Genomic DNA, 22322 nt, shown 5'->3' on the forward strand with positions numbered 1-22322 from the left:
ACCCTATTTTCTCACCCCCTAATTGACTACCTAACACCTGCTTCTTGGGAAGCCTTATGCAATGGTAAGACCCCCTCAGCGCCCAATTCCCAAAACCCGAACCGGAAAAGCTCTCCGAGAAAGCACCGTTGCTACCGCCCAACACCGCGTCCGACGGGTCGGTTATAATGCCTTCGCTTCCGCCTATCGATTTCTCCCCCTGTGGGTAATTCGGCTTTTACCTTTCATTCGCGAAGATGTCCGAGATCTCCTCCGACGGCGCAAACGGGGCGAAGAAATTCCCGAAGACACAGACATCGAAATCCTCGATACGCCTCCACAACTTGCCGAAGTCAGCCCCAGCAGCGTCAACCCCTATCCCAAATATCGCTGTACCCACGGCAACCCTCTATTCTGCCCCCTGGCTACCTCATCCACCACCGCAGAAACACAGGTTTTAACCTGTTTACAATGCGGATTTCCTGCCTTCCTCGCCACCAAATCCGAAATTATCGGCAACCAAGGCCGATATCGCATCGTCAATTTCATCGGTAGTCGGGGTCTGGGTCGCCTTTATCAAGCAGTGCAAACCAACAACAATAAAACGGTCATTATTAAAGAATATCTGCTCCCCGAACGTCACTTTAACCCACAGGAACAACAGCAGATCAAAACAGTATTTGAAAATGTGGCAGGATTAGTCCCCGCTGATGGTCGGGTGCAGGACTTTCGGCTGCTGGTCCCCTCAGAAGCGATCGCCGACCGCCACCAACCCCGCTGCTACACCGTTACCCCCACCCTCTCTAACAGCTATCCCACCCTGCGAACCTATATGCGCCAATTTGGTGCTATGACCCCCCAACAAGTCCTGCACCTCCTCGACCAGATTTTGCAAAGCCTGGAAGCCCTCCACACCCAGAAATACCGCCTCCCCTCCGGTCAAATTCGCGAATCTGTAGCCCACGGGAACCTCAGCCTGGACACCATTCTGATTTTACCCATCGAACAGCATCAGTTTCATCGCCCCCAATTTATCGCCTACATCGCTGACTTAGCCCTCACAGAAAAGCCATTTCAGCCCGGGTTAACCACAGTTACCCAGGCTGATCCTAAGCTCGATTTAACGGCTTTAGGTGCGATCGCCTTTGACCTTTTAAAAGGAAATTGGCAACATGATTTAACCTCCCCCGTCGATGTCCGAGGGCAGACCTTCCGCTACCAATTCCCAGAAGACTGGCCCGAAAACTATCTCCCTCTGCAACAGTTTATATTGCGACTCCTGGGATTCAATATATCCTTTGAAAATGCCAAAGCCGCCCGGGAAGCCCTCCCTAAGTTATCTGAAATTGACGACAATTATCAAGCGATCGTCTTAGACACAGAAGATACAAAACCCCCTTTTCCCCGGCTGTGGCTTCTGCTACTGCTTCTGCTGGCTTTTTTAGGAGGAATTGGTATCTGGCGGTTATTATATCGCCCCTATGTCGTCCTAGCTGACCACCGTTTTTCTCCCTGTTGCATCAAAGATATTGCTGCTATTCCCAAAGGAACATTTAGCTACACTGCTGAGGAAAATGGCGTTTGGAATTATTCAATCCGACAGCGCAACTTAGTAGAAAAAGGGAAAACCTTAGAGTCAGAATTGCAACAGCGCATCCCAAATATGCTGAAATTGGTTTATAAACCCCAACCAACAACCGAAAAAGCACTGGCTAAAGTTCGCAACCAAGAGGCAGATTTTGCTATTACCAGCTTAATTCAGGACTTAGACAGAGACTTAAATGCTATTCCCTTTGCTTATGATGGTTTGGTCGTGTTTGTCGCCTTTAGTTACCAGCGCCGCCAGAATTCCTTACCTCACAATTTAAACGGACAAATATCAATTAAGCAATTGCGACAACTATACACCGGAGAAATTAACAACTGGAAACAGTTAGGAGGGCCGGATTTACCTGTGCAATTGTACATCCCCACCGATGGAGAAGCTATCCGCATTTTTGAAGAACGAGTCCTACAAACCGAGCGAGCGATCGCTCAATTTCGGCGACTGTGGCAAAAACCCTCCTCAGATAATTTTATCACAACTGAAACCAATGTCAATAGAATTCGCCAAATCCCCACTTTTCAAGCGATGAGAACAGTTCTTCAGGATTTTGAAGAACGACAAATTGGCAGCCTGTCTTTTGGCCCACTCAGCCAAGTTTTTCAGCAGTGTTCTGTCTACCCTCTGGCGATCGTAGAAGGCTTGAGACCAGCCGTACAACCCCTAAGCCATAACAATGAATCTATTACACCTGGAACCGATTTGTGCAATGATAAAGGTAGCTACTATCCATCAGTTGAGCTATTTCAAACTGGACAATATCCCTTAGCCTATTCTCTGGCTGTTGTTTATTCATTTGATAACAGTTTATCCCCGGTAGGGCAGAAATTTGCCGAAATTCTCAAAACAGAAGAAGCACAAAATCTGCTCATTAAAACGGGATTAGTTCCTTTACAAAACCTTAGCCAAAATCGTTAACCAATTTAATCATGAACCCTAACCAACCCCCAATACCACACCCACCCCCCGGACAACCTAGCCACCCCATTGGTTTAGTTGCGCCCGCCCAAATACAGTGTCATAATCCCAAAGATTTGATGTATAAAATCGCCCAAAAAGTTCACGCCGACCCGATGCTAAAGCAACAGATCCAAGAACGAGTTTACGAAATGTTAATTACTGAACTTAATATCAGCCGTGAACGATAGTAATCTCCATCTTTATTACATCTTTAATGATGTTCATAAATTGTTAACATATATCCGAGTAAATTATGGAAGCCATACCCAGCACTAATACCTTTACACCCCGCTACAATTATATCACAACTAATCGCTTTTATGTAGAAATGGAAAGCACAATTTCCGCATCTTTTTCGGAATGTTCTGGCTGGGGAGTAACCTTGCAAAAAGAAGCCTATTTAGAAGGAGGAGTTAATGACCAACAGCGAGTATTTATAGGTCATGCTGAGTTTGACGACATCACCTTAAAAAGGGGAATGACTAATAGTACAATATTCTGGAATTGGATGATAACTACTATGAGTAATCCCATATATAATCGTCGGAATATCAATATTTTAATGTTCAATCAAGCCGGGGAAATTATGCAAGCATGGACTTTGATTGGTGCTATTCCCATTTCTTGGAAAGCACCAGGATTTCAAGCCGAAGGAAGTTCAGTAGCGATCGAAGAATTAACCCTAGCTTATGAAGGGTTACAAGTGACCACACAAACCCAGGGTGCGGGAGGTGTAGCCATCAATAGAAGGCGGGATCGTTTTGGATACTTTTAAAGGACAAATTATCAAATATCAGACTAATTTTTGTGGTAATTTGACTCAAGGTATATGTCTACAAAATCGGATAAAATTTCATCCACGAACACCCCATCAGAAGCACCTTTAGGGGTCAAAAATCCCATAGTTTCTCCTATACCATTAGGACAGAAATTTTTACAGCCTATAGGGGCACGATCTATCTCAGTTTTAGATTTATCTTTATTTTCTAGTAAAGGAGTAGAATTACAAAGGTTTTCTGATTGGGATAGTCCTTTTCTATTAGAGTCAAAACCTGACTTAGGTAATCGAAACATTATCCAAGAAAAGCCACTGAATGATGTTGATTTTTCTGGCAATAGTGAAATAGAATCGATTCCTAAACCCACAGAAATATCTCCTATTCCCACATCAGAATCATCTGCAATTAGAAGGGAATTAGATGCACCATTTGAGGACTTAGACAATATAAATCAAGACCAAACAAAAGTTAATTATCAACAATCACAACCCTCCAAGTCAACCATATTTAGAAGCATATTAGGGGATTATGTATCTCCAAAATCAAACCGATTTTATCCTCCTAAATACCCCGAAAGCCAAGAAAGATCGAAATCCCATCATTCTGAATCTATACAAAGACAATACGAATCTTCAACTTCTGAACCTATTTCCGACATATCCCCAATTCAACGACTCTCAGAAACCTCGGATTCGGGAGATATAAATGATGCGATCGCCTCTAATGATTCCCCTTCAATTCAGCGACTCTCGGAAACCTCAGATTCATCTCCAATTCAGAGACTCTCGGAAATCTCGGATTCGGGAGATATAAATAATGCGATCGCCTCTAATGATTCCCCTTCAATTCAGAGACTCTCGGAAACCTCGGATTCGGGAGATATAAATAATGCGATCGCCTCTGATGATTCCCCTTCAATTCAACGAATCTCGGAAACCTCAGATTCGGGAGACGTAAATAATGCGATCGCCTCTAATGATTCCCCTTCAATTCAGAGACTCTCGGAAACCTCAGATTCGGGAGATCTAAATAATGCGATCGCCTCTGATGATTCCCCTTCAATTCAACGAATCTCGGAAACCTCAGATTCGGGAGACGTAAATAATGCGATCGCCTCTGATGATTCCCCTTCAATTCAGAGACTCTCGGAAACTTCCGATTGGGGAGATAGAAATGATGCGATCGCCTCTGATGATTCCCCTTCAATTCAGCGACTCTCGGAAACCTCAGATTCATCTCCAATTCAGAGACTCTCGGAAATCTCGGATTCGGGAGATATAAATAATGCGATCGCCTCTACTCACGATTCACCCTCAATTCAACGACTCTCGGAAACCTCAGATTCATCTCCCATTCAGAGACTCTCGGAAACCTCAGATTCATCTCCAATTCAGAGAATCTCCGAAACCTCGGATTTGGGAGACGTAAATAATGCGATCGCCTCTGATGATTCACCCTCAATTCAGAGAATCTCCGAAACCTCGGATTTGGGAGACGTAAATAATGCGATCGCTTCTGATGATTCCACAATTCAAAGACTCTCGGAAACCTCGGATTCGGTGGGTGTCAATAATGCGATCGCCTCTCACGATTCCCCCTCAATTCAGAGACTCTCGGAAACTTCCGATTTGGGAGATGTAAATAATGCGATCGCCTCTCACGATTCCCCCTCAATTCAGAGACTCTCGGAAACTTCCGATTTGGGAGATGTAAATAATGCGATCGCCTCTGATGATTCCCCCTCAATTCAACGACTCTCGGAAACCTCAGATTATTCATCTCCTCCCATTCAGAGAGTCTCGGAAACCTCAGATTCGGGAGATATAAATAATGCGATCGCTTCTGATGATTCCACAATTCAGAGACTCTCGGAAACCTCAGATTCGGGAGACGTAAATAATGCGATCGCCTCTACTCACGATTCCCCCTCAATTCAGAGACTCTCGGAAACCTCAGATTCGTCTCCCATTCAGAGACTCTCGGAAACCTCAGATTCGGGAGATGTAAATAATGCGATCGCCTCTACTCACGATTCCCCCTCAATTCAACGACTCTCGGAAACCTCAGATTCGGGAGATATAAATAATGCGATCGCTTCTGATGATTCCACAATTCAAAGACTCTCGGAAACCTCAGATTCGGTGGGTGTCAATAATGCGATCGCCTCTACTCACGATTCCCCCTCAATTCAGAGACTCTCGGAAACCTCAGATTCATCTCCAATTCAGAGACTCTCCGAAATCTCGGATTCAGGAGACGTAAATAATGCGATCGCCTCTACTCACGATTCCCCCTCAATTCAGAGACTCTCGGAAACCTCGGATTCATCCCCAATTCAGAGATTCTCCGAAACCTCAGATTCATCCCCAATTCAACGACTCTCGGAAACCTCAGATTCGGGAGATGTAAATAATGCGATCGCCTCTGATGATTCCCCTTCAATTCAGAGACTCTCGGAAACCTCAGATTCGGGAGACGTAAATAATGCGATCGCCTCTGATGATTCCCCTTCAATTCAGAGACTCTCGGAAACTTCCGATTCGGGAGACGTAAATAATGCGATCGCCTCTCACGATTCCCCCTCAATTCAACGACTCTCGGAAACCTCAGATTCGTCTCCCATTCAGAGACTCTCGGAAACCTCAGATTCGGGAGATGTAAATAATGCGATCGCCTCTGATGATTCACCCTCAATTCAGAGACTCTCGGAAACCTCGGATTCGGGAGATATAAATAATGCGATCGCCTCTACTCACGATTCACCCTCAATTCAACGAATCTCGGAAACCTCAGATTCGGGAGACGTAAATAATGCGATCGCCTCTACTCACGATTCACCCTCAATTCAACGAATCTCGGAAACCTCAGATTCGGGAGACGTAAATAATGCGATCGCCTCTGATGATTCCCCTTCAATTCAGAGACTCTCGGAAACCTCAGATTCGGGAGACGTAAATAATGCGATCGCCTCTCACGATTCCCCCTCAATTCAGAGACTCTCGGAAACTTCCGATTTGGGAGATGTAAATAATGCGATCGCCTCTACTCACGATTCCCCCTCAATTCAACGACTCTCGGAAACCTCAGATTCGTCTCCCATTCAGAGACTCTCGGAAACCTCAGATTCGGGAGATGTAAATAATGCGATCGCCTCTACTTACGATTCCCCCTCAATTCAACGAATCTCGGAAACTTCCGATTCGGGAGATGTAAATAATGCGATCGCCTCTACTTACGATTCCCCCTCAATTCAGAGACTCTCGGAAACCTCAGATTCGGGAGACGTAAATAATGCGATCGCCTCTACTCACGATTCACCCTCAATTCAACGAATCTCGGAAACTTCCGATTCGGGAGATGTAAATAATGCGATCGCCTCTGATGATTCCCCTTCAATTCAACGACTCTCGGAAACCTCAGATTCGGGAGATGTAAATAATGCGATCGCCTCTACTCACGATTCCCCCTCAATTCAACGACTCTCGGAAACCTCAGATTCATCTCCTCCCATTCAGAGACTCTCGGAAACTTCCGATTTGGGAGACGTAAATAATGCGATCGCCTCTCACGATTCCCCCTCAATTCAACGACTCTCGGAAACCTCAGATTCGTCTCCCATTCAGAGACTCTCGGAAACCTCAGATTCGGGAGACGTAAATAATGCGATCGCCTCTACTCACGATTCACCCTCAATTCAGAGACTCTCGGAAACCTCAGATTCGGGAGATATAAATAATGCGATCGCCTCTACTCATGATTCCCCTTCAATTCAACGAATCTCGGAAACCTCAGATTCATCTCCAATTCAGAGACTCTCCGAAATCTCGGATTCAGGAGACGTAAATAATGCGATCGCCTCTGATGATTCCCCTTCAATTCAGAGACTCTCGGAAACTTCCGATTCGGGAGACGTAAATAATGCGATCGCCTCTCACGATTCCCCCTCAATTCAACGACTCTCGGAAACCTCAGATTCGTCTCCCATTCAGAGACTCTCGGAAACCTCAGATTCGGGAGATGTAAATAATGCGATCGCCTCTGATGATTCACCCTCAATTCAGAGACTCTCGGAAACCTCGGATTCGGGAGATATAAATAATGCGATCGCTTCTGATGATTCCACAATTCAAAGACTCTCGGAAACCTCGGATTCGGTGGGTGTCAATAATGCGATCGCCTCTGATGATTCCCCTTCAATTCAGAGACTCTCGGAAACTTCCGATTCGGGAGACGTAAATAATGCGATCGCCTCTGATGATTCCACAATTCAAAGACTCTCGGAAACCTCGGATTCGGTGGGTGTCAATAATGCGATCGCCTCTGATGATTCCCCTTCAATTCAGAGACTCTCGGAAACTTCCGATTCGGGAGACGTAAATAATGCGATCGCCTCTGATGATTCCCCTTCAATTCAGAGACTCTCGGAAACTTCCGATTCGGGAGACGTAAATAATGCGATCGCCTCTGATGATTCCCCCTCAATTCAACGACTCTCGGAAACCTCAGATTCGGGAGACGTAAATAATGCGATCGCTTCTGATGATTCCACAATTCAAAGACTCTCGGAAACCTCGGATTCGGTGGGTGTCAATAATGCGATCGCCTCTCACGATTCCCCCTCAATTCAGAGACTCTCGGAAACTTCCGATTTGGGAGATGTAAATAATGCGATCGCCTCTCACGATTCCCCCTCAATTCAGAGACTCTCGGAAACTTCCGATTTGGGAGATGTAAATAATGCGATCGCCTCTGATGATTCCCCCTCAATTCAACGACTCTCGGAAACCTCAGATTATTCATCTCCTCCCATTCAGAGAGTCTCGGAAACCTCAGATTCGGGAGATATAAATAATGCGATCGCTTCTGATGATTCCACAATTCAAAGACTCTCGGAAACCTCGGATTCGGTGGGTGTCAATAATGCGATCGCCTCTACTCACGATTCCCCCTCAATTCAGAGACTCTCGGAAACCTCAGATTCATCTCCTCCCATTCAGAGACTCTCGGAAACTTCCGATTTGGGAGATGTAAATAATGCGATCGCCTCTGATGATTCACCCTCAATTCAGAGACTCTCGGAAACCTCGGATTCGGGAGATATAAATAATGCGATCGCCTCTGATGATTCACCCTCAATTCAGAGACTCTCGGAAACCTCGGATTCGGGAGATATAAATAATGCGATCGCCTCTGATGATTCCCCTTCAATTCAACGAATCTCGGAAACCTCAGATTCGGGAGACGTAAATAATGCGATCGCCTCTGATGATTCCCCTTCAATTCAGAGACTCTCGGAAACTTCCGATTCGGGAGACGTAAATAATGCGATCGCCTCTGATGATTCACCCTCAATTCAGAGACTCTCGGAAACCTCGGATTCGGGAGATATAAATAATGCGATCGCCTCTGATGATTCCCCTTCAATTCAACGAATCTCGGAAACCTCAGATTCGGGAGACGTAAATAATGCGATCGCCTCTGATGATTCCCCTTCAATTCAGAGACTCTCGGAAACTTCCGATTCGGGAGACGTAAATAATGCGATCGCCTCTCACGATTCCCCCTCAATTCAACGACTCTCGGAAACCTCAGATTCGTCTCCCATTCAGAGACTCTCGGAAACCTCAGATTCGGGAGATGTAAATAATGCGATCGCCTCTGATGATTCACCCTCAATTCAGAGACTCTCGGAAACCTCGGATTCGGGAGATATAAATAATGCGATCGCCTCTGATGATTCCTCTTCAATTCAGAGACTCTCGGAAACTTCCGATTCGGGAGACGTAAATAATGCGATCGCCTCTGATGATTCCCCTTCAATTCAGAGACTCTCGGAAACTTCCGATTCGGGAGACGTAAATAATGCGATCGCCTCTGATGATTCCCCCTCAATTCAACGACTCTCGGAAACCTCAGATTCGGGAGACGTAAATAATGCGATCGCTTCTGATGATTCCACAATTCAAAGACTCTCGGAAACCTCGGATTCGGTGGGTGTCAATAATGCGATCGCCTCTCACGATTCCCCCTCAATTCAGAGACTCTCGGAAACTTCCGATTTGGGAGATGTAAATAATGCGATCGCCTCTGATGATTCCCCCTCAATTCAACGACTCTCGGAAACCTCAGATTCGGGAGACGTAAATAATGCGATCGCTTCTGATGATTCCACAATTCAAAGACTCTCGGAAACCTCGGATTCGGTGGGTGTCAATAATGCGATCGCCTCTCACGATTCCCCCTCAATTCAGAGACTCTCGGAAACTTCCGATTTGGGAGATGTAAATAATGCGATCGCCTCTACTTACGATTCCCCCTCAATTCAACGAATCTCGGAAACTTCCGATTCGGGAGATGTAAATAATGCGATCGCCTCTGATGATTCCCCCTCAATTCAACGACTCTCGGAAACCTCAGATTATTCATCTCCTCCCATTCAGAGAGTCTCGGAAACCTCAGATTCGGGAGATATAAATAATGCGATCGCTTCTGATGATTCCACAATTCAGAGACTCTCGGAAACCTCAGATTCGGGAGACGTAAATAATGCGATCGCCTCTACTCACGATTCCCCCTCAATTCAGAGACTCTCGGAAACCTCAGATTCGTCTCCCATTCAGAGACTCTCGGAAACCTCAGATTCGGGAGATGTAAATAATGCGATCGCCTCTACTCACGATTCCCCCTCAATTCAACGACTCTCGGAAACCTCAGATTCGGGAGATCTAAATAATGCGATCGCCTCTACTCACGATTCCCCCTCAATTCAACGACTCTCGGAAACCTCAGATTCGGGAGATGTAAATAATGCGATCGCTTCTGATGATTCCACAATTCAAAGACTCTCGGAAACCTCGGATTCGGTGGGTGTCAATAATGCGATCGCCTCTACTCACGATTCCCCCTCAATTCAAAGACTTTCGGAAACCTCAGATTCATCTCCTCCCATTCAGAGACTCTCGGAAACTTCCGATTTGGGAGACGTAAATAATGCGATCGCCTCTCACGATTCCCCCTCAATTCAACGACTCTCGGAAACCTCAGATTCGTCTCCCATTCAGAGACTCTCGGAAACCTCAGATTCGGGAGACGTAAATAATGCGATCGCCTCTACTCACGATTCCCCCTCAATTCAACGACTCTCGGAAACCTCAGATTCGGGAGATATAAATAATGCGATCGCTTCTGATGATTCCACAATTCAAAGACTCTCGGAAACCTCAGATTCGGGAGACGTAAATAATGCGATCGCCTCTACTCACGATTCCCCCTCAATTCAACGACTCTCGGAAACCTCAGATTCGGGAGATGTAAATAATGCGATCGCTTCTGATGATTCCACAATTCAAAGACTCTCGGAAACCTCGGATTCGGTGGGTGTCAATAATGCGATCGCCTCTACTCACGATTCCCCCTCAATTCAAAGACTTTCGGAAACCTCAGATTCATCTCCTCCCATTCAGAGACTCTCGGAAACTTCCGATTTGGGAGACGTAAATAATGCGATCGCCTCTCACGATTCCCCCTCAATTCAACGACTCTCGGAAACCTCAGATTCGTCTCCCATTCAGAGACTCTCGGAAACCTCAGATTCGGGAGACGTAAATAATGCGATCGCCTCTCACGATTCCCCCTCAATTCAACGACTCTCGGAAACCTCAGATTCGTCTCCCATTCAGAGACTCTCGGAAACCTCAGATTCGGGAGATGTAAATAATGCGATCGCCTCTACTCACGATTCCCCCTCAATTCAACGACTCTCGGAAACCTCAGATTCGGGAGATATAAATAATGCGATCGCTTCTGATGATTCCACAATTCAAAGACTCTCGGAAACCTCAGATTCGGGAGACGTAAATAATGCGATCGCCTCTACTCACGATTCCCCCTCAATTCAGAGACTCTCGGAAACCTCAGATTCATCTCCTCCCATTCAGAGACTCTCGGAAACTTCCGATTTGGGAGATGTAAATAATGCGATCGCCTCTCACGATTCCCCCTCAATTCAACGACTCTCGGAAACCTCAGATTCGTCTCCCATTCAGAGACTCTCGGAAACCTCAGATTCGGGAGATGTAAATAATGCGATCGCCTCTACTTACGATTCCCCCTCAATTCAACGAATCTCGGAAACTTCCGATTCGGGAGATGTAAATAATGCGATCGCTTCTGATGATTCCACAATTCAACGAATCTCGGAAACTTCCGATTCGGGAGATGTAAATAATGCGATCGCTTCTGATGATTCCACAATTCAAAGACTCTCGGAAACCTCGGATTCGGTGGGTGTCAATAATGCGATCGCCTCTACTCACGATTCCCCCTCAATTCAGAGACTCTCGGAAACCTCAGATTCATCTCCTCCCATTCAGAGACTCTCGGAAACTTCCGATTTGGGAGATGTAAATAATGCGATCGCCTCTGATGATTCACCCTCAATTCAGAGACTCTCGGAAACCTCGGATTCGGGAGATATAAATAATGCGATCGCCTCTACTCATGATTCCCCTTCAATTCAACGAATCTCGGAAACCTCAGATTCATCTCCAATTCAGAGACTCTCCGAAATCTCGGATTCAGGAGACGTAAATAATGCGATCGCCTCTACTCACGATTCCCCCTCAATTCAGAGACTCTCGGAAACCTCGGATTCATCCCCAATTCAGAGATTCTCCGAAACCTCAGATTCATCCCCAATTCAACGACTCTCGGAAACCTCAGATTCGGGAGATGTAAATAATGCGATCGCCTCTACTTACGATTCCCCCTCAATTCAACGAATCTCGGAAACTTCCGATTCGGGAGATGTAAATAATGCGATCGCTTCTGATGATTCCACAATTCAAAGACTCTCGGAAACCTCGGATTCGGTGGGTGTCAATAATGCGATCGCCTCTACTCACGATTCCCCCTCAATTCAAAGACTTTCGGAAACCTCAGATTCATCTCCTCCCATTCAGAGACTCTCGGAAACTTCCGATTTGGGAGACGTAAATAATGCGATCGCCTCTCACGATTCCCCCTCAATTCAACGAATCTCGGAAACTTCCGATTCGGGAGATGTAAATAATGCGATCGCCTCTGATGATTCACCCTCAATTCAGAGACTCTCGGAAACCTCGGATTCGGGAGATATAAATAATGCGATCGCCTCTACTCATGATTCCCCTTCAATTCAACGAATCTCGGAAACCTCAGATTCATCTCCAATTCAGAGACTCTCCGAAATCTCGGATTCAGGAGACGTAAATAATGCGATCGCCTCTACTCACGATTCCCCCTCAATTCAGAGACTCTCGGAAACCTCGGATTCATCCCCAATTCAGAGATTCTCCGAAACCTCAGATTCATCCCCAATTCAACGACTCTCGGAAACCTCAGATTCGGGAGATGTAAATAATGCGATCGCCTCTACTTACGATTCCCCCTCAATTCAACGAATCTCGGAAACTTCCGATTCGGGAGATGTAAATAATGCGATCGCCTCTGATGATTCACCCTCAATTCAGAGACTCTCGGAAACCTCGGATTCGGGAGATATAAATAATGCGATCGCCTCTACTCATGATTCCCCTTCAATTCAACGAATCTCGGAAACCTCAGATTCATCTCCAATTCAGAGACTCTCCGAAATCTCGGATTCAGGAGACGTAAATAATGCGATCGCCTCTACTCACGATTCCCCCTCAATTCAGAGACTCTCGGAAACCTCGGATTCATCCCCAATTCAGAGATTCTCCGAAACCTCAGATTCATCCCCAATTCAACGACTCTCGGAAACCTCAGATTCGGGAGATGTAAATAATGCGATCGCCTCTACTTACGATTCCCCCTCAATTCAACGAATCTCGGAAACTTCCGATTCGGGAGATGTAAATAATGCGATCGCTTCTGATGATTCCACAATTCAAAGACTCTCGGAAACCTCGGATTCGGTGGGTGTCAATAATGCGATCGCCTCTACTCACGATTCCCCCTCAATTCAGAGACTCTCGGAAACCTCAGATTCATCTCCTCCCATTCAGAGACTCTCGGAAACTTCCGATTTGGGAGATGTAAATAATGCGATCGCCTCTACTCACGATTCCCCCTCAATTCAACGACTCTCGGAAACCTCAGATTCGGGAGATATAAATAATGCGATCGCTTCTGATGATTCCACAATTCAAAGACTCTCGGAAACCTCAGATTCGGGAGACGTAAATAATGCGATCGCCTCTACTCACGATTCCCCCTCAATTCAGAGACTCTCGGAAACCTCAGATTCATCTCCTCCCATTCAGAGACTCTCGGAAACTTCCGATTTGGGAGATGTAAATAATGCGATCGCCTCTCACGATTCCCCCTCAATTCAACGACTCTCGGAAACCTCAGATTCGTCTCCCATTCAGAGACTCTCGGAAACCTCAGATTCGGGAGATGTAAATAATGCGATCGCCTCTACTCACGATTCCCCCTCAATTCAACGACTCTCGGAAACCTCAGATTCGTCTCCCATTCAGAGACTCTCGGAAACCTCAGATTCGGGAGATGTAAATAATGCGATCGCCTCTACTTACGATTCCCCCTCAATTCAACGAATCTCGGAAACTTCCGATTCGGGAGATGTAAATAATGCGATCGCTTCTGATGATTCCACAATTCAAAGACTCTCGGAAACCTCGGATTCGGTGGGTGTCAATAATGCGATCGCCTCTACTCACGATTCCCCCTCAATTCAGAGACTCTCGGAAACCTCGGATTCATCCCCAATTCAGAGATTCTCCGAAACCTCAGATTCATCCCCAATTCAACGACTCTCGGAAACCTCAGATTCGGGAGATGTAAATAATGCGATCGCCTCTACTCACGATTCCCCCTCAATTCAGAGACTCTCGGAAACCTCGGATTCATCCCCAATTCAGAGATTCTCCGAAACCTCAGATTCATCCCCAATTCAACGACTCTCGGAAACCTCAGATTCGGGAGATGTAAATAATGCGATCGCCTCTACTCATGATTCACCCTCAATTCAGAGACTCTCGGAAACCTCGGATTCGGGAGATATAAATAATGCGATCGCCTCTAATCATGATTCACCTTCAATTCAGAGGTTATCGGAAACTTCCGATTTAGGAGATGTAAATAATGCGATCGCCTCTAATGATTCCCCCTTAATTCAACGAATCTCGGAAACCTCAGATTCATCTACAATTCAGAAACTCCCCGAAACCTCGGATTCATCCCCTCCCATTCAGAAACTCCCCGAAACTTCCGATTTGGGAGATGTCAATAATGCGATCGCCTCTACTCACGATTCACCCTCAATTCAACGAATCTCGGAAACCTCAGATTCGGGAGACGTAAATAATGCGATCGCCTCTGATGATTCCCCTTCAATTCAACGACTCTCGGAAATCTCGGATTCAGGAGATGTAAATGATGCGATCGCTTCTGATGATTCCACAATTCAAAGACTCTCGGAAACCTCGGATTCGGTGGGTGTCAATAATGCGATCGCCTCTGATGATTCCCCTTCAATTCAACGAATCTCGGAAACCTCAGATTCGGGAGACGTAAATAATGCGATCGCCTCTCACGATTCCCCCTCAATTCAACGAATCTCGGAAACTTCCGATTTGGGAGACGTAAATAATGCGATCGCCTCTACTCACGATTCACCCTCAATTCAACGAATCTCGGAAACTTCCGATTCGGGAGATGTAAATAATGCGATCGCCTCTACTCACGATTCCCCCTCAATTCAGAGACTCTCGGAAACCTCGGATTCATCCCCAATTCAGAGATTCTCCGAAACCTCAGATTCATCCCCAATTCAACGACTCTCGGAAACCTCAGATTCGGGAGATGTAAATAATGCGATCGCCTCTACTCATGATTCACCCTCAATTCAGAGACTCTCGGAAACCTCGGATTCGGGAGATATAAATAATGCGATCGCCTCTAATCATGATTCACCTTCAATTCAGAGGTTATCGGAAACTTCCGATTTAGGAGATGTAAATAATGCGATCGCCTCTAATGATTCCCCCTTAATTCAACGAATCTCGGAAACCTCAGATTCATCTACAATTCAGAAACTCCCCGAAACCTCGGATTCATCCCCTCCCATTCAGAAACTCCCCGAAACTTCCGATTTGGGAGATGTCAATAATGCGATCGCCTCTACTCACGATTCACCCTCAATTCAACGAATCTCGGAAACCTCAGATTCGGGAGACGTAAATAATGCGATCGCCTCTGATGATTCCCCTTCAATTCAACGACTCTCGGAAATCTCGGATTCAGGAGATGTAAATGATGCGATCGCTTCTGATGATTCCACAATTCAAAGACTCTCGGAAACCTCGGATTCGGTGGGTGTCAATAATGCGATCGCCTCTGATGATTCCCCTTCAATTCAACGAATCTCGGAAACCTCAGATTCGGGAGACGTAAATAATGCGATCGCCTCTCACGATTCCCCCTCAATTCAACGAATCTCGGAAACTTCCGATTTGGGAGACGTAAATAATGCGATCGCCTCTACTCACGATTCCCCCTCAATTCAAAGACTTTCGGAAACCTCAGATTCATCTCCTCCCATTCAGAGACTCTCGGAAACTTCCGATTTGGGAGACGTAAATAATGCGATCGCCTCTCACGATTCCCCCTCAATTCAACGACTCTCGGAAACCTCAGATTCGTCTCCCATTCAGAGACTCTCGGAAACCTCAGATTCGGGAGACGTAAATAATGCGATCGCCTCTCACGATTCCCCCTCAATTCAACGACTCTCGGAAACCTCAGATTCGTCTCCCATTCAGAGACTCTCGGAAACCTCAGATTCGGGAGATGTAAATAATGCGATCGCCTCTACTCACGATTCCCCCTCAATTCAACGACTCTCGGAAACCTCAGATTCGGGAGATATAAATAATGCGATCGCTTCTGATGATTCCACAATTCAAAGACTCTCGGAAACCTCAGATTCGGGAGACGTAAATAATGCGATCGCCTCTACTCATGATTCACCCTCAATTCAGAGACTCTCGGAAACCTCGGATTCGGGAGATATAAATAATGCGATCGCCTCTAATCATGATTCACCTTCAATTCAGAGGTTATCGGAAACTTCCGATTTAGGAGATGTAAATAATGCGATCGCCTCTAATGATTCCCCCTTAATTCAACGAATCTCGGAAACCTCAGATTCATCTACAATTCAGAAACTCCCCGAAACCTCGGATTCATCCCCTCCCATTCAGAAACTCCCCGAAACTTCCGATTTGGGAGATGTCAATAATGCGATCGCCTCTACTCACGATTCCCCCTCAATTCAGAGACTCCCCGAAACCTCAGATTGGGGAGATGTAAATAATGCGATCGCCTCTCATGATTTACCCTCAATTCAACGACTCTCGGAAACCTCAGATTCATCTCCAATTCAGAGACTCTCGGAAACTTCCGATTCGGGAGATGTAAATAATGCGATCGCCTCTGATGATTCCCCCTCAATTCAACGACTTTCCGAAACTTCGGATTCATCTCCCATTCAGAGACCATCGGAAACCTCGGATTCGGGAGATGTAAATGATGGGATATCTGAAAATGATTCATCATCTATTCAACGAGAAGCTGAATTATTATCAAGTATTTCTACTAGAAATATAACGGTTAAAGAAATGCTTTTAAATGGCAATATTCCCGAAATTCAAAGATTTTTTAAAAATAAATTTATAACAAAAAATAATGAGGCTTCAAATCATCAAAATTTTAATAAAAATAACCCCAAAAATAGTGATTTTAACGAGAAAAATTTAGTCTCTCACAATCCATACAATATTCACAACATAAATAATCAAAAAAATTCCAGGTTAAATCAATTCAAAAATAACCAAAATACAAATGTTAGTTTCCCGCAAAATCCATATATTCCAGATAGTCTTCAGGTAAGTTCCAAGGGTAATATTTTGTCTTCTCAATTTTACAATAAACCATCTAATATCAAAGAAATTATGCAAAAAACTATTCAAGATAGAGCCAGATTAAAGCAGACAATTTCATCCCAAAAGTCTCAGCAAGTCGAATCATTAAGGGAGCAAGATATTTATGAATTAGAGGAAAATATAAAAGCCAAAGCCACAACTGATGATGACCATAATCAACCAGAATCTAAATCAGAAGAAGAAGTTGTAACATCTGAACAACTAGAAGCACTAGCTATAGAAATATATAGATTTATTTGTCAGCGATTTCAAGTGGAAAGAGAGCGTTATGGTTCCCATAGGTCTTCTGGACGTTTTCCGTGGTAATTCAAGATATTTAAGGATTGATGAAAATATAAAGAAAAGTTAAATTTTTATGTAATTAATCAATAATAGTGGTATAGTGGAATTATTTATCATAAAAAATATACCTAATTACAGGCATAAAGACTGATGATAAATCATCTTGATTATCGTGGAATTAGAAAAGGGGTGAATTATGACACAAGGGAATTCATGGCTCAGTAATTTGGCTAAGGATGTCGCGACAAGTACAGCCGATATTGCTTTGCTTAAAGGAGCAGCTATATATGACAAAACTCGAGATCAGCAGTATTTATCCTTAGAGCGAAAAAAAGAGGATGCAGCCAGTTCTCTTTATCAAAGGTCTGAGTTCAAAAGTGGGAAACTGGTCAAAGCTGCTCTGATTCCGAGAAGTGGAGAAGGCGCTAATATTATCCGGTTTCAATTTAACCCTACAGACTTGCAGTTAAGTAGGTCTGTTTCGATTGAAGATATCAAGGGAGCGCGGACAAGTAGAGGTTTACCGAAGGTGAACTTTGGTTTTGTAGAACCCTACCAATTGACGTTAACTGATCTGGTGTTCGATACCTATGAAACTGGTGAAAATGTATTGAATCAAATCAAGCCTATTCTGGATGCTGTAGACTTTAGTTCCTTTAAAGATCCATTTGCGAAAGAACAAGGTTACAGTGAAAGATTGGTCAAAGCTAGTGTTACTAATACTGTAATTCAATCGGCTGTATCTAGCCTGTCTAGTAACTTGTTAGGGGTGAATGCGAATGCCATGGAATTGGCGGAATATGGTGGGGGAGATATTGCAACACAAGCCCTAGAGCTGCGACGACCCCCGGTTTATTACTTAATTTGGGGGGATAAAAATTATATGCGTTGTATGGTGGAAAGTTTAGATTATAAATTGACGATGTTTAAACCAGATGGTACACCAGTACGCGCCCGAGTGACGATTAAGCTGAAAGAAGTGGATCTGGGGGTTGCCGATCGCAGTTTTAGTGAGCGTCGTAAAATTATCAGTAAATAATAACATATCATTGTAGTCATGGCAAGCGATCGCAGTCTGTATGTTTCCAGTCCTCTGTTGCAAATTGAAGGAGCTGACCAATTATCCCTGTCGGCTTTAATGAATGATTTGCTGCAAATTTCGGTAGAAGAGAGTTTGCACCTACCGGGGATGTTCACACTGGCTATAAATAATCCCTACGTTCCGGTAGACGACGAAAGCCAAACATGGCAACACGATCCCCTACTACAAATTGGCAAAAAAGTCAAGATTGGTTTTCAAGGTAGCACAACGGAATCTCCAGAATTCAACCAAGACCAAAAAGACTACATTATCGAAGGAGAAATTACGGCGATTGAAACACACTTTACCAGCGACACCCAAGCACCGATTATAGTTCGGGGTTATGACATTTCCCACCGTCTGCACCGAGGGCGCTATAACCGTTCTTTCCAGGATTATACCGATAGCGATATAGTTGCGAAAATCGCGAGAGAAGTAGGAATTGAGCGAGGGAGAATCGACCCGAGCGGAGAAAGACAAGCCTATGTCTTTCAGGAAAACCAGACCAATATGGAATTCCTGCGGGACAGAGCAGCTAGAATTGGATTTGAATTATTCGTTCAAGATGGGAAACTATTTTTCCGTCGCCCCCAGGGAGGGGATATTTTGAGATTGAAATGGCTAAAAGACTTTGAAAGTTTTCGAGTCCAAGTCACCAGTGCGGAACAGGTTGACTCAGTGGAAGTGCGAAGCTGGGATTATACTAGAAAACAGCCTATTGTGTCGGTAGCCGATCGCTCGGAAAAAATCACTCAAATCGAGGGTAATTCCCAGGAGGGGCACTCGAGTCAGTTTCAAGGGAGGTCATCAGGTGGCGATCGCTTAACCACGGGACTTTTTGGGAGCAACTTCCCGCCGCCGAAAATGATTGTTGTAGATCGGCCTGTTTCCAGCCCCAAAGCGGCGGACTTGATGGCTCAGGCTCTCTATAATGAACTCGAGGGAGAATTTGTGCAAGCGGACTCCCATGCTCCGGGAAACCCGAATATTCGGGTAGGGAAAGTGGTGGAATTAACGGGGATGGGGCGTTATAGCGGTAAATATTACATTACCGAAACGCGCCACCTGTATCAAGAAGGGAGATACAGCACAGAATTTAGTGTTAGGGGGTTACGGGGCGGTTCAATTTTGACAACTCTTTCTCCCAAAATAGGTTTGAAACCGGGGCAAACCCATCTAGTGGGTATTGTTACTCATAACTATGACCCAGAGGGTCTTGGGCGTGTGCGAGTGAAATTTCCGACGCTGACCCCTGAAGGGGACGGGAGCGCCCACGCCAGCGCCTGGGCTAGGGTTGTGGGTATTGGGGCTGGACCTAACCGAGGCTTTTACTGTCTCCCAGAAATTAATGATGAGGTGCTAGTGGCTTTTGAACATGGAGATATCCACCGTCCCTATGTTATTGGTGGGGTATGGAATGGCCAGGATAGTCCCCCAGAGCCTGTTGAGGAGACTATTTCTAATCGGGGGAAAGTGCGCCTGCGAAGTTTCACTACCCGCAGCGGCCATAAAATCCAGTTTGTGGAGGAGGATCTCAGTCGCACTAGCCAGGATGGGGTTTATATTCAAACCAGTGGCGGTCATCAAATTAGGCTTAATGATAGCGATCGCACTATAGAGATAGTGACATCTGGCCATCAGCGCATCCGCATTGATGATCGTACCCGCAAAATTGACATTCAAACTGCTAATGTCAACGTGACGGGAGCTGTAACGGCTGCGGCTTTAATGGTCGGCGGGACGGGGGGGATGAATGTGGCGGATGCGATCGCTAATTTGGCGGCGCAGCAACAACAGCAACAACAGCAATTTCAGGATTATGTTAGAACCCAAGAGGCGATCGACCGCCGCCAAAACCAAACCACCGCCGCTCTCAATAACCAACTTCAGCAACAGCAGCAGAACTTCGAGAACTTCCTCAACCAACAAAACCAGCTAGACGAACAGCAAAACCTAGCTACAGAGGAACAGAAACGACAAGTACAGGAGGCGCAAGCACAGGCTAGGAATATGAGGTTTTGATATAGCAATTAGCGATCGCATATTCACCAGGGAACACCTTAACCAAACCCCGATAACCAAGCCCCGATAACCAAGCCCCGATTATCATCTTTTTTCAAAACAGCAGCCCATATTCCTCGACAGGGGTTGACAGAGGCGGCGATTTCCTGCTATTATCTTGACATAAAAATTATGATTGTTTGGGATAAACAATATTTTTTGGGCACATATTCCGATTATATTATTAATATAACCCAAGTCAATAAAAAAAGCTACCCACATCCCCCAAAACGGAAAAATTTTAACATTTATTAATTTTTTGCAACAAAAATTAACAAAGCCTGATCATTAGGTAAATAGGTTAGTTGACTGAGTGAGGTTAGGATGGCAAAATCAAATTTGCGCCCCCACATAAAATTAAATGCTAACCAGCCCACAAAACCCCTTAGTTAAGCAGATTCGGCAGTTACATACAGCGAAAGGAAGACGAGAGGAGGGACTATTTATCTTAGAAGGAACCCACCTAGTAGAAGCAGCTTGTGCTGTGAATTGGGATATCATGGCGGTTTGCTGTACTCCCCAATGGGAGGAACGTCACCGAGACCTGTGGGAATTGGCGGTAAAAAGGGCCGATCGCACTGAACAGGTAAGCGATCGCCTGATAGCGGCTATGACGACCACAGTTAACCCTGATGGAGTAGTAGCGATCGCCCGCCGCCGAGACCAAACCCCAGTTCCCATCACCAGTTTAGGGCTAGTCCTAGAAACGGTGCAAGATCCTGGCAACCTAGGAACAATGATCCGTACAGCCACAGCGGCGGGAGTTGAGGGATTATGGTTAAGTAGTGATAGCGTTGATCCAACCCATCCCAAAGTCCTCCGTGCTTCTGCTGGTGCTTGGTTTGAGGTTCCCATAGCGGTGCATTCAGACCTAATCACCCAACTAAGTGATATTCAGAAACAGGGTATACAAATTGTGGCTACCCGCGCGGACGCTTCCCTAAGTTACTGGGAAATTGACTTGCGCCCACCGACAGCGATCGTCTTAGGAAATGAGGGTTCTGGCTTATCCCCAGATTTAACCAGCCTAGCGGACTATCATATTAGAGTCCCTCTGTTGGGGAATGTTGAATCTCTGAATGTGGCTATTTGTGCAGCGTTGATATTATATGAAGCGCAGCGTCAACGACTGGACAGTTAACCGCCGTGGCGGTTAATCATCCTCAGAAGGATCTGATTGTGTTTCCCTGAGAGTATCTGGACTAGAGGGGTGTTCCCGTTGGCTTTCCAAAAACTGCTCAATATCCGAAATAGCCTCCTCAAGTTCTGACAGACTAATAGGACTCGAAGGGTAATTATCTCTCCGGGGTTCCACGGGGGAATGATCCAGAGAGGGGGCTTCCTCCGATGACTCATTTTCTTGTTGGAATGCCTCAAGTAACTCCTGTTGAAAGGATTTAACGAACTCTTCGGCAGCATGACGACGCATATCGCGCTGGTGTTTATCCGTCATGATCAACTCCTATTAGGGGTAGAGATAGGTTTTCGCAGCCTACCCCTGCCATTCAAAAAGCTGCAATCCCACAGCATCCCCACACTATACCGCAAAACTGACTAATAGCGCTAGGTTATCGCCATCACATCAACAA

At 45.4% G+C, this 22322-nt stretch carries 8 protein-coding genes; 7 read left to right on the top strand and 1 reads right to left on the bottom strand.

Annotated features, from left to right (window positions below):
* Window positions 1-61 precede the first annotated feature (61 nt).
* From N39L_RS32935 to N39L_RS32965, 7 genes are all read left to right on the top strand, one after another.
* Complete coding sequence (locus N39L_RS32935; RefSeq protein ID WP_014277546.1) at window positions 62-2500, top strand: substrate-binding domain-containing protein; 2439 nt, start codon at window positions 62-64, stop codon at window positions 2498-2500.
* 11 nt (window positions 2501-2511) lie between these two features.
* Window positions 2512-2730: a hypothetical protein gene (locus tag N39L_RS32940; RefSeq protein WP_006617736.1), complete on the top strand. Its 219-nt coding sequence runs from the start codon at window positions 2512-2514 to the stop codon at window positions 2728-2730.
* 65 nt (window positions 2731-2795) lie between these two features.
* Window positions 2796-3317 (top strand): phage tail protein, encoded by a 522-nt coding sequence (locus tag N39L_RS32945; RefSeq protein WP_006617737.1) that lies wholly within the window; start codon window positions 2796-2798, stop codon window positions 3315-3317.
* A gap of 54 nt (window positions 3318-3371) precedes the next feature.
* Window positions 3372-17615, top strand: coding sequence for a hypothetical protein (locus N39L_RS32950; RefSeq protein WP_014277547.1), 14244 nt, complete (start codon window positions 3372-3374; stop codon window positions 17613-17615).
* 172 nt (window positions 17616-17787) lie between these two features.
* Entirely contained in the window at window positions 17788-18630 is an 843-nt protein-coding gene (locus N39L_RS32955) for a CIS tube protein (RefSeq protein WP_006618120.1), read from the top strand.
* Window positions 18631-18648: 18 nt separating this feature from the next.
* Window positions 18649-20694, top strand: coding sequence for a VgrG-related protein (locus N39L_RS32960; RefSeq protein WP_006618121.1), 2046 nt, complete (start codon window positions 18649-18651; stop codon window positions 20692-20694).
* A gap of 400 nt (window positions 20695-21094) precedes the next feature.
* Window positions 21095-21874: a TrmH family RNA methyltransferase gene (locus N39L_RS32965; protein WP_006618122.1), complete on the top strand. Its 780-nt coding sequence runs from the start codon at window positions 21095-21097 to the stop codon at window positions 21872-21874.
* 12 nt (window positions 21875-21886) lie between these two features.
* On the opposite strand, the gene N39L_RS32970 is transcribed toward N39L_RS32965, so the two are convergent.
* Window positions 21887-22186: a hypothetical protein gene (locus N39L_RS32970; RefSeq protein ID WP_006618123.1), complete on the bottom strand. Its 300-nt coding sequence runs from the start codon at window positions 22184-22186 to the stop codon at window positions 21887-21889.
* Window positions 22187-22322: the final 136 nt, after the last annotated feature.

Source organism: Limnospira platensis NIES-39, from assembly GCF_026000695.1.
Classification (GTDB): domain Bacteria; phylum Cyanobacteriota; class Cyanobacteriia; order Cyanobacteriales; family Microcoleaceae; genus Limnospira; species Limnospira platensis.

Bases quoted from the DNA above. Each gene is read 5' to 3' on its own strand.
- N39L_RS32935 (WP_014277546.1), top strand. From the start codon at position 62: ATGGTAAGACCCCCTCAGCGCCCAATTCCCAAAACCCGAACCGGAAAA.
- N39L_RS32940 (WP_006617736.1), top strand. From the start codon at position 2,512: ATGAACCCTAACCAACCCCCAATACCACACCCACCCCCCGGACAACCT.
- N39L_RS32945 (WP_006617737.1), top strand. From the start codon at position 2,796: ATGGAAGCCATACCCAGCACTAATACCTTTACACCCCGCTACAATTAT.
- N39L_RS32950 (WP_014277547.1), top strand. From the start codon at position 3,372: ATGTCTACAAAATCGGATAAAATTTCATCCACGAACACCCCATCAGAA.
- N39L_RS32955 (WP_006618120.1), top strand. From the start codon at position 17,788: ATGACACAAGGGAATTCATGGCTCAGTAATTTGGCTAAGGATGTCGCG.
- N39L_RS32960 (WP_006618121.1), top strand. From the start codon at position 18,649: ATGGCAAGCGATCGCAGTCTGTATGTTTCCAGTCCTCTGTTGCAAATT.
- N39L_RS32965 (WP_006618122.1), top strand. From the start codon at position 21,095: ATGCTAACCAGCCCACAAAACCCCTTAGTTAAGCAGATTCGGCAGTTA.
- N39L_RS32970 (WP_006618123.1), bottom strand. From the start codon at position 22,186: ATGACGGATAAACACCAGCGCGATATGCGTCGTCATGCTGCCGAAGAG.